Source organism: uncultured Succinivibrio sp., from assembly GCF_902756765.1.
Classification (GTDB): domain Bacteria; phylum Pseudomonadota; class Gammaproteobacteria; order Enterobacterales; family Succinivibrionaceae; genus Succinivibrio.
In genome coordinates this window covers 1-13,586 of sequence record NZ_CACVSS010000003.1, presented here as the reverse complement: position 1 = coordinate 13,586, position 13,586 = coordinate 1, and the positions used below count along the sequence as shown (strand labels likewise).

At 38.8% G+C, this 13,586-nt stretch carries 15 protein-coding genes; 7 read left to right on the top strand and 8 right to left on the bottom strand.

Annotated features, from left to right (window positions below):
* Nucleotide 1: 1 nt before the first annotated feature.
* The 3 genes from cgtA to rplU all read right to left on the bottom strand — a co-directional run bounded on the left by cgtA (nt 2) and on the right by rplU (nt 1,859).
* The gene (gene cgtA / locus QZU45_RS00710) at nt 2–1,153 is read right to left on the bottom strand and encodes an Obg family GTPase CgtA (RefSeq protein ID WP_074841304.1); all 1,152 of its coding nucleotides are present in this window, start codon (nt 1,151–1,153) and stop codon (nt 2–4) included.
* Between the two features lie 112 nt (nt 1,154–1,265).
* On the bottom strand, nt 1,266–1,529 hold the full coding sequence (rpmA, locus tag QZU45_RS00705; protein ID WP_031491644.1) for a 50S ribosomal protein L27: 264 nt from the start codon (nt 1,527–1,529) through the stop codon (nt 1,266–1,268).
* An 18-nt stretch (nt 1,530–1,547) separates the two neighbouring features.
* Nucleotides 1,548–1,859 (bottom strand): 50S ribosomal protein L21, encoded by a 312-nt coding sequence (gene rplU / locus QZU45_RS00700; protein ID WP_031491645.1) that lies wholly within the window; start codon nt 1,857–1,859, stop codon nt 1,548–1,550.
* A gap of 301 nt (nt 1,860–2,160) precedes the next feature.
* On the opposite strand from rplU, the gene QZU45_RS00695 reads away from it, so the two are divergent.
* A complete protein-coding gene (locus QZU45_RS00695) occupies nt 2,161–3,126 on the top strand; it encodes a polyprenyl synthetase family protein (protein ID WP_295350376.1) in 966 nt (321 codons plus the stop codon).
* A gap of 74 nt (nt 3,127–3,200) precedes the next feature.
* Nucleotides 3,201–4,418, top strand: coding sequence for a sodium/glutamate symporter (gene gltS / locus QZU45_RS00690; RefSeq protein WP_295350373.1), 1,218 nt, complete (start codon nt 3,201–3,203; stop codon nt 4,416–4,418).
* 84 nt (nt 4,419–4,502) lie between these two features.
* On the opposite strand, the gene QZU45_RS00685 is transcribed toward gltS, so the two are convergent.
* The 5 genes from QZU45_RS00685 to hfq all read right to left on the bottom strand — a co-directional run bounded on the left by QZU45_RS00685 (nt 4,503) and on the right by hfq (nt 9,727).
* Complete coding sequence (locus tag QZU45_RS00685; RefSeq protein WP_295350370.1) at nt 4,503–5,801, bottom strand: adenylosuccinate synthase; 1,299 nt, start codon at nt 5,799–5,801, stop codon at nt 4,503–4,505.
* Nucleotides 5,802–5,877: 76 nt separating this feature from the next.
* The gene (gene hflC / locus QZU45_RS00680; RefSeq protein WP_295350367.1) at nt 5,878–6,870 is read right to left on the bottom strand and encodes a protease modulator HflC; all 993 of its coding nucleotides are present in this window, start codon (nt 6,868–6,870) and stop codon (nt 5,878–5,880) included.
* Nucleotides 6,870–8,093 carry an FtsH protease activity modulator HflK gene (gene hflK / locus QZU45_RS00675; RefSeq protein ID WP_295350365.1) on the bottom strand — a complete coding sequence of 408 codons (1,224 nt, stop codon included), beginning with the start codon at nt 8,091–8,093 and terminating at the stop codon, nt 6,870–6,872. The genes hflC and hflK overlap by 1 nt, the downstream gene beginning before the upstream one ends.
* A 5-nt stretch (nt 8,094–8,098) precedes the next feature.
* Complete coding sequence (gene hflX, locus QZU45_RS00670) at nt 8,099–9,442, bottom strand: ribosome rescue GTPase HflX (RefSeq protein WP_295350362.1); 1,344 nt, start codon at nt 9,440–9,442, stop codon at nt 8,099–8,101.
* Nucleotides 9,443–9,472: 30 nt separating this feature from the next.
* On the bottom strand, nt 9,473–9,727 hold the full coding sequence (gene hfq, locus QZU45_RS00665; RefSeq protein ID WP_295001306.1) for an RNA chaperone Hfq: 255 nt from the start codon (nt 9,725–9,727) through the stop codon (nt 9,473–9,475).
* A 598-nt stretch (nt 9,728–10,325) separates the two neighbouring features.
* Between hfq and QZU45_RS00660 the strand changes: the two genes are divergently transcribed.
* The 5 genes from QZU45_RS00660 to QZU45_RS00640 all read left to right on the top strand — a co-directional run.
* Complete coding sequence (locus QZU45_RS00660) at nt 10,326–11,405, top strand: ImmA/IrrE family metallo-endopeptidase (protein WP_295350359.1); 1,080 nt, start codon at nt 10,326–10,328, stop codon at nt 11,403–11,405.
* Nucleotides 11,406–11,563: 158 nt separating this feature from the next.
* Nucleotides 11,564–12,286, top strand: a complete 723-nt coding sequence (locus tag QZU45_RS00655; RefSeq protein WP_295350356.1) for a DUF4417 domain-containing protein — start codon at nt 11,564–11,566, stop codon at nt 12,284–12,286.
* Nucleotides 12,279–12,626 (top strand): hypothetical protein, encoded by a 348-nt coding sequence (locus QZU45_RS00650; protein ID WP_295350354.1) that lies wholly within the window; start codon nt 12,279–12,281, stop codon nt 12,624–12,626. The genes QZU45_RS00655 and QZU45_RS00650 overlap by 8 nt, the downstream gene beginning before the upstream one ends.
* Before the next feature lie 2 nt (nt 12,627–12,628).
* Nucleotides 12,629–13,027, top strand: a complete 399-nt coding sequence (locus QZU45_RS00645) for a hypothetical protein (RefSeq protein WP_295350351.1) — start codon at nt 12,629–12,631, stop codon at nt 13,025–13,027.
* Between the two features lie 103 nt (nt 13,028–13,130).
* On the top strand, nt 13,131–13,586 hold a 456-nt coding region (locus tag QZU45_RS00640; RefSeq protein ID WP_295350348.1), incomplete at its 3' end, for a type I restriction-modification system subunit M N-terminal domain-containing protein.

The window sequence follows — 13,586 nt, the reverse complement described above, 5'->3', positions numbered from 1 at the left end:
TTTATGCCTTATAAATGAATTCTGGACCATCTTCCTCATCATCAAAATCGTCGTCATCATCGAAACGATTTTCAGGAAGTTCAGGTTCAGTCCAAACAAAGTTATCAGCCTTAGGTTTCTCAGGTTCCTGTTGTTCTTTGAGTTTAACCTCATCTACAAGTTCCTGGAGTGCATAAAGAAGCTCTGGCACACCAGTCTTGTTTAATCCAGAAATAATAAAGGTTCTCTCTGGCTTAACCTCAACTGATTCAATAATACGGTCAAGAGTTTCTCTAGCTTCTTCCTCTGTTCCAAGATCAACCTTGTTTGCAACAAGCCAGCGAGGCTTATTGTACAGTTCATGAGCATACTGTTTGATCTCGTTTTCGATAATCATTACGTTATCAACAGGATCAGACTCATCAACCGGATGAACATCTACAAGATGAACAAGAACACGGCAGCGTTCCAGATGCTTTAGGAAGCGATGACCTAAACCTGCACCTTCTGAAGCACCTTCAATCAGACCAGGAATATCCTCAATAACAAAGGATCTGCCCTCTGAAGTCTTAACTACACCTAAAGAAGGAACAAGAGTTGTAAACGGATAATCCGCAACCTTTGGTTTAGCTGCTGATACAGAACGTACAAAGGTAGACTTACCTGCATTAGGAAGCCCAACCAGACCAACGTCAGATACAAGCAGCATTTCCAGTTTTAACTGTCTTCTTTCGCCTGGAGTACCGTTTGTCTTCTGTCTTGGAGCCTGATTGGTAGCAGATTTGAAATGTGTATTACCATAACCGTGACGGCCGCCGCGAGCTACACACAGACCTTCACCTTCCTTGCGAAGATCGCCAATAACCTCACCGGTTGCAACATCAGTTACTCGTGTTCCAACAGGAACCAGTAATACCTTATCTTCTCCCTTGGCACCGGTACAGTCGGAAGTACCGCCGTTCTTACCGCGCTCCGCCTTATAGAATTTGGTAAATCTGAAATCAACAAGGGTATTCAGATTAGTATCGGCACGTAAATAAACGTTACCGCCATCTCCGCCGTCGCCGCCATCTGGGCCACCACGAGGAATATATTTTTCTCTTCTGAAGCTGACTATACCATTACCACCATCACCAGCTTCTACTCGGATCACGGCTTCATCAACGAATTTCACCTGACTATCCTCCTGATTTCTCGGTGGCAACAGCAGCCACATCAAAAGAAAACATTTTGCACAGACTAAAAAGGCCCGCCGGAGCGAGCCTCTTTAATGTAACTCTTAAGAATTACTGCTGAGTCTCAACGATCTCAACAAACTTACGGCCCTTAGAACCACGAGTTACGAAGGTAACCTTACCATTTGCCTTAGCAAATAAAGTGTCATCCTTACCTAAACCAACGTTTGCACCTGCATGGAAATGAGTACCACGCTGACGAACGATGATGCTACCTGCGGTAACTACTTCACCAGCATAAGCCTTAACGCCTAGACGCTGACCTTGTGAGTCACGGCCGTTACGTGATGAACCACCAGCTTTCTTGTGTGCCATTTCAGTTTTCTCCTAATATTACTGATTAATACCAGTAATCTGTAAATCGGTAAACCACTGACGGTGACCTGTCACCTTCTGGTGGTGCTTACGACGACGGAATTTAACAATCTTAATCTTCTCGCCACCGTGTGCGCCCAATACCTTAGCGGTAACCTTAGCGCCATCAATGTAAGGAGCGCCAACTTTAATGTTGGTGCCATCTGATACTAATAGAACTTTATCTAGTTCGATATCGCTGCCAGCCTCAGCATCTAGAAGCTCAACGCTTAGCACGTCGCCCTCTGAAACCTTGTGCTGCTTGCCGCCGCAAAAAATAACTGCGTACATGCTCAAACTCCGAATAAATGCAGGAGTTCGTCTCCCGCAATCAAACAAAACTTTGCCCTCTAGGGCCATAATGGGTCAATATTTTACAGACAATAAGAATAAAAAGCAAGTCTATTTAACACAGACTCACAATTAATATTTCTGGCTTGAAGCTTCCATTAATACATAGAAAAAAATGATTTGTATTAACTGACCTATAAAAGCGGTACGAATTTTAATGCCAAATAAGATTAATTTCAAGAAATTTATTAATTGAAAATTAATATAATGATACAATACTGCTGATAACAGAGAGAATTTCATGGAAAACCAAGACATTATTATTCAGCAGGATTTAGATTCCGTTGAAGAAATTTTATCGTCTGTACTGACAGACTCAATTTATGAAGCCTCAATTAATGAGATGTGTCTAAGAGTCGTCAAATCCGGCGGGAAAAGAATCAGACCAATGTTATCACTTATGGCATGGCATGCTCTAGGTGATAAGGGTGAAAAAAAATCCATTCTGAATTTTGCCGCAGCTACAGAACTTCTGCATACAGCTACACTTGTTCATGACGACGTAATTGACAAGGCAACTGTAAGAAGAGGAAAAGCAACTTTAAATGAAACTGATGGAAATCACGCAGCTGTCCTAGCTGGTGACTACCTTTTCACCAGATGCTTTTTCTGTATCCATGACATTAATAATCAGAGAATCGGCAATATGCTGAATAATACTCTGGCCTCGCTAGTATCCGGTGAAATCAAGCAGCTTCACACTCAAGGTAATCTGAACATTTCTATCTCTGAATATGAGCAGACAATATACTGCAAGACCGGAGCACTCTTTGAGCTGGCAACCGCAGGTGCCGCCATTCTAAGTGACGAAAACGAATCTGTTATTGAGTCACTTCAGGAATATGGTAAACAGCTTGGAATCGCATTTCAGGTTGCTGACGATATTCTTGATTACACTTCCTCCTCAGATACTCTTGGTAAAAATATCGGAGAAGATCTTGAAGACGGAAGAATTACCCTTCCTCTGATACTGGCATTAAAGAACTGTTCTACGGAAGACAGACTGCTTCTAGAAGATGCCATCAGAAACGTTAATCTTGATTCTGTTCTTAGCTTTATAGACAAGACAGATTCCATCCAAAAATCAAAAGATTTTGCTCTTGATGCTGTCCAAAAGGCGAAAAAGGCTCTTACATCCTTACCTCAAACACAGTACAGAAAGAATCTTGAAGAGCTAGCCTTAAAGGCCGCGACAAGATCAAACTGATTTTTTGTACATTTGATAATCAAGCATTAAACTTTTACTTATAAGCAGAATCTTTTCTTATTCAGGAAAAAAATATGCAAGAAACATCCTTTTTATATACCTATGATCTTAATATGACCATGACTCTCGGATTGGCTGTTATCCTGCTCTTTATAGGTCATTACATAAAGAAAATCTTTCCCATCCTGACTAGATACTTTATTCCTTCTCCAGTTCTAGGAGGAATCGTATTCTCTATAGTTACACTCATTGGACATCAGACGCACACATTTTACTTTACTTATGATGAGCAGCTAAAGAATCTGCTGATGATTGCGTTCTTTACCACCATAGGTTTTACCGCAAGTTTCAGAATGCTTATTAATGGCGGCATTGGTGTTGCACTGTTTCTTTTTTGCTCCATTATTCTGATTGTAATTCAGAACGGTATTGGCGTTGGTATTGCACAGCTTTTCGGAGAATCTCCTTTACTTGGTATGGCAGCAGGCTCAATTCCTCTGACAGGAGGCCATGGTACATCAGCCGCATTCGGACCAGAACTGCAGAGATACGGACTGGATGCAGGTCTTACTGTATCAATTGCAGCTGCAACCTTCGGTCTTGTAGCAGGCTCAATAATTGGTGGTCCAGTTGGAGAAAGACTAATCGCAAAATATAACTGCAGAAACTCTGACCAGACCTCTTCTAATACAGATATGGTAGAAGGAAAGCTTTCCCCTGAAGAAAAGACCATGAATGAAAATCATCTTCTAACCGGATGCGCATATATTATCATTTCAATGGTTCTGGGCAGTTTCATTATCACTGGACTGAAAAATATCGGAGTTATACTTCCTGCTTACATTGGACCAATGATTATTGCGTCTATTATTCGTAACTATTTTGATCTTCAGGGAAAACACATTCCAATCAGAACCATTAATGTTATTGGCAGTCTTTCTCTACAGTACTTCCTGGCAATGGCTCTTATGACCATGAGATTATGGGAGCTTATCGATCTGGCTATTCCTCTGTTTACAATTCTAATTGTTCAGACTATTGCCATGGCCTTATTTGCCTACTTTGTGACTTTCAGAATTATGGGCAAGGATTACGATGCAGCTGTAATCTGTGTTGGACAGTGCGGATTTGGAATGGGAGCCACTCCAAATGCAATGGCAAACATGTCAACATTCACCGGAGGTAACGGACCTTCTCCAAAGGCCTTTTTCGTGGTTCCAATGGTTGGAGCCCTGTTTATCGACTTTGTAAACGCATTTATAATTACAATGTTCCTGCAGTTTTTCGGATAGAAAAACATAATCAGAAGCAAAAAACAGGGCATTTGCCCTGTTTTTTCATTCGAAATGAATCAAATCCTAATCAAAAGGCAAATCCTAATCAAAAGGATTGTCTAAATAGATAGTCTGATCTCGTTCAGGACCGGTTGATAAAATTGCAACCTTAGCCCCTGACAGCTCTTCCAATCTCTTGATATAGTGCTTTGCGTTCTCAGGAAGCTCATCCCACTTGGTTATGCCAAAAGTTGATTCCTTCCAGCCTGGCATTGACTCATAAACAGGAGTGATGCCCTCATACTCGTGAGCAGATAGTGGAGGCAACTGACTGATTGTGCCATCCTTTAACTTGTATGCAGTACAGATCTTAATCTCATCCATACCGTCGAGAACATCCATCTTCATCAGAGCTAAACCAGTTAAAGAATTAATGGTTACAGCTCTACGCATTGCAACTGCATCATACCAGCCGGTACGACGAGGTCTGCCAGTAACAGCACCAAACTCTGCACCGCGCTTACGAATGCCTTCACCGATTTCATCATTCAGCTCAGTTGGGTATGGACCGCCACCTACACGGGTGGTGTATACCTTAGCAATACCTAATACATAGTCAATATGCAGAGGACCTGCACCAGAACCAGTTACACAGCCACCGGCAACAGTATTTGATGAGGTAACATATGGATAAGTACCATAATCAATATCCAGGAAGGTACCCTGAGCACCTTCAAACAGAATCTTCTTGCTGTCACGACGGCCGTTTGCAAGGATCAGAGAAATATCATCAACCATTGCAAGTAATCTGTCTCGGATACCTTCAACATATTCAAGAACAGAATCATAGCTTACCTCTGGCTCATGATAGTAATTCTTCAGCTGGAAGTTTCTGTACTCAAGTAAAGTCTTAAGTCTTTCCTTGAAGTTTTCCATATCATACAGATCGCCAACTCTTACACCACGACGGGCAACCTTGTCCTCATAGCAAGGACCGATACCTCTGCCGGTAGTACCGATAGCACTCTTGCCTCTCAGCTTCTCAGCACCTTTATCAATGGCTGGGTGAACAGGCAGCAGCAGAGCTGAAGCTCCAGAAATCTTGATTCTTCCTTCAACGTTCTCAACTCCAGCCTTATTTAATTCTTCAATTTCTTCAAATAAAGCACCAGGATTTACTACAACACCTGAACCGATCAGGCACAGACATTCCTTGTGCAGAATTCCAGAAGGAACAAGTCTTACAACTACCTTTTTGTTTCCAACAACCAGAGTGTGTCCAGCGTTGTTACCACCCTGACTGCGAACAACAATATTAGCTTTTGATGTCAACAAATCAGCGATCTTACCTTTACCTTCATCGCCCCATTGTGTACCAAGCACAATAACATTATTAGGCATTTGTTTTTATCCTCGTTCCATGTAATTGTCAAAAAAAATACCTAAACCATTATACAAAAATGATTTAGGCATGTAATTAATTTGTGCCTTTTGCACCATTTGCGTCATTGAAGAACTTGAAGAACTCACTGTCTGGTTTCAGTACTAAGACATCCTTTCCTGACGACATCGATTTCTTATAGGCATCCATCGATCTCAGGAATTCGAACAGCTGAGGATTCTGTTTGTAGGCCTGGGCATATATTCTGGTTGCTTCAGCGTCGCCTTCACCTCGAAGAGTTCTGGCCTGACGTTCAGCCTCCGCAATTTTAACCACAACTTCTCTGTCAGCGTGAGCCTTAATGGCTTCGGCCTCTTTTCTACCCTGAGATCTGTGAAGTTTTGCTACAGCATCTCGTTCAGCGCGCATACGCTGGTAAATTGAGTTGGAAACCTCTGGAGGAAGATTAATCTGTTTGATTCTAACATCTACAATCTTGATTCCCAGAGCCTTTGCAGAAGCACCGATATCCTTTAAGGCATTCTGCATAACCTCGTCACGCTTTGACTGACTGGCAACAGCAACTACTTCAGAATCACTTGAATCAAAGACATTCTCTTCCTCTGTCGCCTGATTCTTTCCCGAATTCTGACCGGAAACAATCTGATGAATTGTAAGTCTACCAATCTGACTTCTCAGGGAGTTATTAATTCTTCTTCTTAACAGTTCCTCTGCCTGCATCTTGTTACCACCGGCAGTTGTCAGGTAATAGGTTGCAGCATCAAGGATCTGCCACTTAACGTAAGAATCAATGATAACGTCCTTCTTCTCGGAGGTAACAAATCTGTCAGCAGATGAGCTTATGGTCTGAATCTTTACATCCAGAGCCTTTACCTGATCGATGAAAGGAGCCTTTAAATGTAAGCCTGGATCAACAATCTGGAGTTTACCTTCAGAATCTCTTACAACCTTACCGAATCTGGTAACGATTCCCTTGGTGCCTTCTGTTACAACATAAAGACTGTTAAAGCCGATAAAAGCAAGAACAAATATGAGAATCAGAGAGATGTTTAAAGTATTCTTATTCATTATCTTCCCCTTCTTGATGAAGTTCCGTATGAGTTCTGAGAATTTCCTGTTAGAGGAGGATATGACTCAGTTACAGATAAAGTTTCCTTGTTATCTGACAGATCCTTTGAATTTACGCTGGCACTGTCTTCTTGAGCCTTTGGCTTCTGAGGAAGCTGCTGCATAGCATTCTGAGGAAGTGGAAGATACAGAACAGGAGAGGAACCTTTAGGAGTATCCAGCAGAATCTTCTGAGATTTACCCAGTACTTCCTGCATGGTTTCAAGATAAATTCTGGTCTTGGTAATATCAGGAGCTGCATTGTATTCAGGCAGAACCTTTTCGAATCTTGCAACCTCACCTTCAGCCTTCAATACTACCTGAGAACGATAACCTTCAGCTTCCTGTCTGATTCTCTGAACCTGACCTTCAGCCTTTGGCAGAACCTCATTGGCATAAGCTTCGGCTTCTCGCTTGTATCTCTGCTCATCTTCCTGTGCTGCAATAGCATCATCGAAGGCTTCCTTTACCTGCTCAGGAGCTCTGGCTGGCAGGAAGTTCACATCAACAATGGTAAGGCCGGTATTATATGGCTCAATTATTGAAGTCAGAAGTTCACGGGTAGCCTGTCTTACAAGCTCTCTTCCTGAGGTCAGAATATCATCCATCAGAGTGTGGCCGACAACATATCTTAAAGCACTGTCGGTAGCCTCTAAAAGAGTATTGTCAGGATTTACAACGGAATACAGATATTTTACAGGGTCGGAGATTCTGTACTGAACATCCATTTCCACGATGACTACGTTCTCATCTTCGGTAAGCATGGTGCCTGAAGACTGGATTGAACGAACCTGCTCAATATCAACGACATTAACTGAATCAATTCCAGAGAATTTCCATCTCAAACCGGAATCAACAACGTTATAAACCTTACCGAAACGAAGAACTACACCCTTTTCAGCTTCTCTAACTGTATAGAAGCCACTGAAAATGTAAAAACCAAGAATTACGGCAACGATCAGTCCAATCAGATTAAAGCTAGGCTTATCCTGTTTTGAACTGCCACCAGATCCGTTTTTTCTGTTGCCCAGAAAATTCTTTAGAAGATTAAGAATCTCCTGAACAGGATCATTGTTGCGTTTTACAGTACGCCCCCAAGGGTCGGTGTTTTTCTGCTTATCTTCATCAGAAGAATTGTTTGAGCCAGGAGCATTCCAGCCCATTAGATCTTTATTATTTTCCATAGTTTCTAATTCACTGAGTCAAAATCGAATTCGTTACTCTTTTTCCAAGGTTTGTCCAACGATGAACAGCACAATGAAAGTTCACCATTGGTTTTGCTATCTATAATAGAAGCTTCAACCGCAGTAATTCTTATATTGAGAACTGCAAAGCCCTCATCATCATATTTTTCTGAATCAACTGACTTGGCTGCATATAAAAGACTACGTAATCTTCCATTTTCAGCTCCTATCTTAACAGTAAATTCACATAAATTATCAGATAATAATTCGCTAACCGCTGATAATAAATTATCAATTCCCCATCCGGTCTTTGCACTAACATAGACACGGGTAGGTCGGCCTGTTTCATCTCTGATAATGGCATCTGCACAGTCTTTTACAAGATCAGCCTTATTATAAACAATCAGAGTATTGACCTCTGAAGCTCCTACCTGATCTAAAACCGCATTTACAGCATCAATATTTGATTCTTTTCTTTCATCGGAGGCATCCACGATATGCATTAAAAGATCAGCCTGAGCGGTTTCTTCTAGTGTACCTTTGAAAGCTGCCACCAAATCATGAGGAAGATGTCTGATGAATCCCACAGTGTCCGCCAGTACAGTTTTTCCGACTACCGGAAGATCAATAGTTCTCAGAGTAGGATCCAAAGTAGCGAACAGCTGGTTCGCAGCATAAACCTGAGCATTTGTCAGACGATTGAACAATGTTGATTTTCCAGCGTTTGTATAACCAACAAAAGAAACAACCGGAATAGCATTCTTCTTTCTGAGGCTTCGGTTCTGCTCACGTCTTGAAGCCACCACAGCAAGTGACTTTTTGATTGCAGCGATTCTTTCTCTCAGGGCACGTCTGTCAAGCTCAATCTGGGTTTCACCAGGACCACCTCTAAGACCAAAACCACCTTTCTGTCGTTCAAGGTGAGTCCACCCTCGAACCAGACGGGCCTGTTCATATTGAAGTTGGGCAAGTTCAACCTGCAATTTACCTTCATAGGTACGCGCTCTTTGCGCAAAGATAGTAAGAATAAGAGCGACTCTATCCATCACTCTTACTCCGAAGGCTTTTTCGAGATTTCTTTCCTGGGCAGGTGTTAGACTATTGTTGAAGATTACAGTCTGAACTTCTAGGGCATTTACAAGCGATGCCACCTCCTCAACCTTTCCTGAGCCGATAAAGGTGCTAGGATCCGGAGCATCTCTTTTGCAAGAAACACTCTCAACAACATCGCCTAATGCAGATTCTGCTAGAAGCTGTAACTCTTTTAGGTCTTCTTGTGATTGAATCTGAGTTAACTCAACATGCACTAATAGTGTCGAGCCTAACGACTCAAACTCTTGTTTGGGCATTATGAATCAGTCTCAAATTGAACAAAATGCTTATTCTGCAGCTTGATTTTCTTCTTCTTTCTCTTCGCCAGTTGAAATATTAACTGCGCGAGCTGGAACGATGGTAGAAATTGCATGCTTATAAACCATCTGGCTTACCTGATTCTTTAACAGAACCACGAACTGATCGAATGATTCGACCTGTCCCTGAAGCTTGATTCCATTTACAAGATAAATTGAAACGACAATATGTTCCTTACGTAATGCGTTTAAGAATGGATCTTGAAGTGATTGTACTTTAGCCATGTTTAATCCCTAGTTATATTTATTTTATCGGGCTATCTCGAAGATAGGGGTTCAGCTGTAACCGCTGATTTACCTTCTTCCCATATCAGTTTATTTTTCTGATGGCAAAAAGCCACCGCTGTCACTTTTGCAAGAGACACCTGTATTGTAACAATAAACTGATGTTTTTTTTACAGATGTTTTATTTTTTAGCAAATAAAAGTGTTTTTTTCAAGAATATGCTATGCGATTCACTAAAATTGATATGTTTGTCCTCCCACAATACTTGAATTTAAAATAGTTAGATCGTTTTATGGTCGACTATCCATGTCAACTTTTCTCAAGATAATTAGACATTTTTAACTTTTTATATCTTGATTTAAACAAAGCTTTATGAATTTACAAAAAGATCCTTATATTTCATTAAGTTAAGAAAAATAATATATTGATCTGATTAGTTATGAATTTTGGCTAAAAATTATTTTTAATAAATTATACAAAAATTGCCTTGTATGCTCTTGCAATAAAAAAAATTAATGGAATACTCGGATGTAAAGAATATTATTTTTTATCTTACCTATTAGGTAAGAGAAGAATTTAATAAAGGTGGAAATTGAAAGTGGATAATGTAAAACATCCAGGCTTTTACATAAATAAATTTTTGGTCGAACATAACTGGTCTCAAAAAGAACTGTCCGTTCGAACAAAAACCAGTGAAAAGCATATAAGCAATCTTCTTTCAGAGAAAAATTCTATTTCTGCTGCAATGGCCAGAAAATTACAATACGCTACAGGCATTAGTGCTACAGAATGGTTGAATTATCAAATAGAATTTGACACCGCAGAAATCAATAGAATTGAAAAAAATAATATAAGTAAGGCTGAATTAGAAATTCTTTCAAATCCTTATGTAAAACCAATATTGGAATACATGGAAGGATTGCAGTATGTAACATCTACAACAAACTCGGAAAAAATAATTGAACTAAGAGGTCTTATTGGAGTTTCTGATTTAACTTCTATAACAGACCTTCAATCTAAAACAGCATATAGAAAACAAAAAGTTCACTTGGATGTTTATGCTCTTCACATGTGGGAAGTTCTGTGTGATAAAACTATAGGAGAAACAGAATCTTCACCACTTAATCTTCAGCTTCTAAACAAGAAACTAAAAGATATAAAAAATATAATGTTTTCATCCGTATGTGATATAGAAAGACAGTTAAAAACAATACTATCTCAGTGCGGTGTTACTTTTGCTTTAATAAAGAATTTTACAGGTGTTCCTGTTCAAGGATTCATAAAGCAAGGAAAAAATAACAATATCAATCTTTGTATGACTTTAAGACAAAAGCGAGCAGACATTTTTTGGTTTACTCTTTTTCATGAGATCGGTCATATTCTTTTAAAGCATACAGAAAAACCTTTTTTAGACTTTAAAGATTCTATCGGAAAAAATGAAGAAGAAGCCGATACATTTGCATCTGATTTCTTGTTTGAGGCAGAAGCATATAGTAGTTTTATAAAAAAAGGACTTTTTGACTATTGTCATATAGAGCAGCTTGCAAAAAAACTACAAATTCAACCTTGGATGATTATAGGAAGGCTACAGCATGAGCAATGCATTCCTTTCTATAGTCCTTTGAATCAGATGATTGAAAAATACTCATGGATTGATGTGGAGGAACAGAATATGTAAAGAAAAAAGCACACAACAAATGAATGCCATGTGCCTTTTCCCAAGTGTTATGCTAACACTTAAACTCGCAATTTAATCTTAGCATACTCTTGGAAAAGTGCCAGTGCAAAAGTTATTTTTCGTCACTTTTTTTAGCAATAATGCTAGGAGGTTTCGTTATGACAACGAAATTAAACAAAAAGCGCAAAGGATATACAGATATCTTTGGTGCAGATCTTTTAAAAAATGCCATCTTTACCGGCGAATCTGACATTCCATTATGTAAAACATTCCATTCAAAATTACCTCAAACGCTTATTTCATACACAGACCTAAATCAGATAAAAGGAAAAGCAAAAGCTGATACTTTTGTACACTTCTTTAAGGACGATCAAAAGTTTGATGGAAAACGAAATGGAATAATGAATGATATTGATTCCATAAGCAAAACAATTCATAAAATTAAAGAGAAAGGCATAAAAGGAATAATAACACCGGATTTTTCAACCTATCAGGACTTTCCTTATCCTATCAAACTCATGAATACGTTTCGCATGAGAACCTTTGGTATAGTTGCGCAAGAACAAGGTTTAGAAGTAATTAACAATGTTAGATTTGGCACGTATGAAACATATGAGTATTGTTTTGATGGACTACCTAGAAACGATGTTCTTTGTATTAGTACAGTTGGATGTTTGATAAAGAAAAATGATAGGAAACGCTTAAAAGAAGGTCTTGTTGTTTTACTTAAGAAATTGAAACCAAAGATTCTGATTATTTATGGAAAAGCACCTTACGAGTTGTTTAAACCTCTATTTGATGCGGGAATAAAAATAATAACCTTTCCAAGTCAAGCTTCTCTAGTCTTTAATCTAAAGAAAAAGGAGAAGTCAGATGAGTAAAGGATATTCCTATGATTTTAAAGGGACAAGAGGGGACTTAATCGAAACAATAAGAAATCTTCCTTCAAAACCTAATAAAGCTTTTCTTGAGGAGTGGACAGATATAACCACTCCTGGAACAAAAGCCTATGACAAAAATAAGCTTTACATAAATAAACGCAACGGTTTAAAAATCCATTTTGATCATTCTGAACCAGGAGCAAATGGATTTAAAGGCAAGGATCATTATCATATAAGAAATCCAAATGGACATAATGCCAAGGATATGTACCTTGATAAAGATGGAAATCCTGTTGCAAAGGGTAGTCCTGCATCACATATTTTAATAAACAAGGATTAGTTATGAAAATAAAAGACTTTGTAAATAATTATCAATTACATGATAGTTCTTTGGTTAAGGTTGATTATGACCAATCATCCCAAAAAGTAACTTTAATTATTGACCTATGTTTTTATGAACAGTCTGATTATGTAGCAGGAGAACCAGAAACAGGACCTGTAAAAGTAACATTTAATAAGGTATCTATATTTCAATGGGAAGATAAAGAGATATATTTTGAAACAATTTTTGAACACAAACTCTTAAAAGACGGATCTGTAAGTTTTCTTCTTATAAAAGAAGATGATGGTGCAGGTTATGAATTGGTTGTTAAGGCCGAAGATGTATCCGTTGAAAAACTTTCAGATAACTATTATGAAGAAAATGATTTAGATGAACCAAAATTTGAATTTACTTCATAACATAGGAATAAATCAAATTGCACCTAAATTAGAATAAAAAATTGTAAAAGGCAAGAAAAAAAATTTCTTGCCCTTTACTATACTTCATAAATAAGGAAACACGATGTCAAAAGCAAAAGAATTATTTACAGCACTATGGGATGCAGCTGACAACATGAGACAGAAGATGTCAGCAGATGCCTATAAAGACTATCTATTAGGACTGGTATTCTATAAGAGTCTATCCGATAAATATCTATTAGCTGCATCTGATTTGATGGAGCTTGGAACTAATATTTCAATTGCAGCAGCTCAGGAAAATTACGAAAAAGCTGAGACTCAAGAAATCTTTCCTACATTGTGCGATGAGCTAAAAAAAACTTTTGGCTGCGTAATCAAACCTAAATACACATTCCAGGCATTCTTCAATCAAATTAATTCTTCTGATTTTCATCTTGAGAATCTAAGTCAGGCTTTTCGTGAAATAGAAACATCTCAGGGATCTACTTATGAAGGTCTATTTGATGATTTCGATGTCAACTCCAAAGATTTAGGAAAGACTCCTATCGAATGCAATATG

Excerpts from the sequence above, each read along its gene's own strand:
- rpmA (WP_031491644.1), bottom strand. The coding sequence starts at position 1,529 with ATGGCACACAAGAAAGCTGGTGGTTCATCACGTAACGGCCGTGACTCA.
- rplU (WP_031491645.1), bottom strand. The coding sequence starts at position 1,859 with ATGTACGCAGTTATTTTTTGCGGCGGCAAGCAGCACAAGGTTTCAGAG.
- QZU45_RS00695 (WP_295350376.1), top strand. The coding sequence starts at position 2,161 with ATGGAAAACCAAGACATTATTATTCAGCAGGATTTAGATTCCGTTGAA.
- gltS (WP_295350373.1), top strand. The coding sequence starts at position 3,201 with ATGCAAGAAACATCCTTTTTATATACCTATGATCTTAATATGACCATG.
- QZU45_RS00685 (WP_295350370.1), bottom strand. The coding sequence starts at position 5,801 with ATGCCTAATAATGTTATTGTGCTTGGTACACAATGGGGCGATGAAGGT.
- hflC (WP_295350367.1), bottom strand. The coding sequence starts at position 6,870 with ATGAATAAGAATACTTTAAACATCTCTCTGATTCTCATATTTGTTCTT.
- hflK (WP_295350365.1), bottom strand. The coding sequence starts at position 8,093 with ATGGAAAATAATAAAGATCTAATGGGCTGGAATGCTCCTGGCTCAAAC.
- hflX (WP_295350362.1), bottom strand. The coding sequence starts at position 9,442 with ATGCCCAAACAAGAGTTTGAGTCGTTAGGCTCGACACTATTAGTGCAT.
- hfq (WP_295001306.1), bottom strand. The coding sequence starts at position 9,727 with ATGGCTAAAGTACAATCACTTCAAGATCCATTCTTAAACGCATTACGT.
- QZU45_RS00655 (WP_295350356.1), top strand. The coding sequence starts at position 11,564 with ATGACAACGAAATTAAACAAAAAGCGCAAAGGATATACAGATATCTTT.
- QZU45_RS00650 (WP_295350354.1), top strand. The coding sequence starts at position 12,279 with ATGAGTAAAGGATATTCCTATGATTTTAAAGGGACAAGAGGGGACTTA.
- QZU45_RS00645 (WP_295350351.1), top strand. The coding sequence starts at position 12,629 with ATGAAAATAAAAGACTTTGTAAATAATTATCAATTACATGATAGTTCT.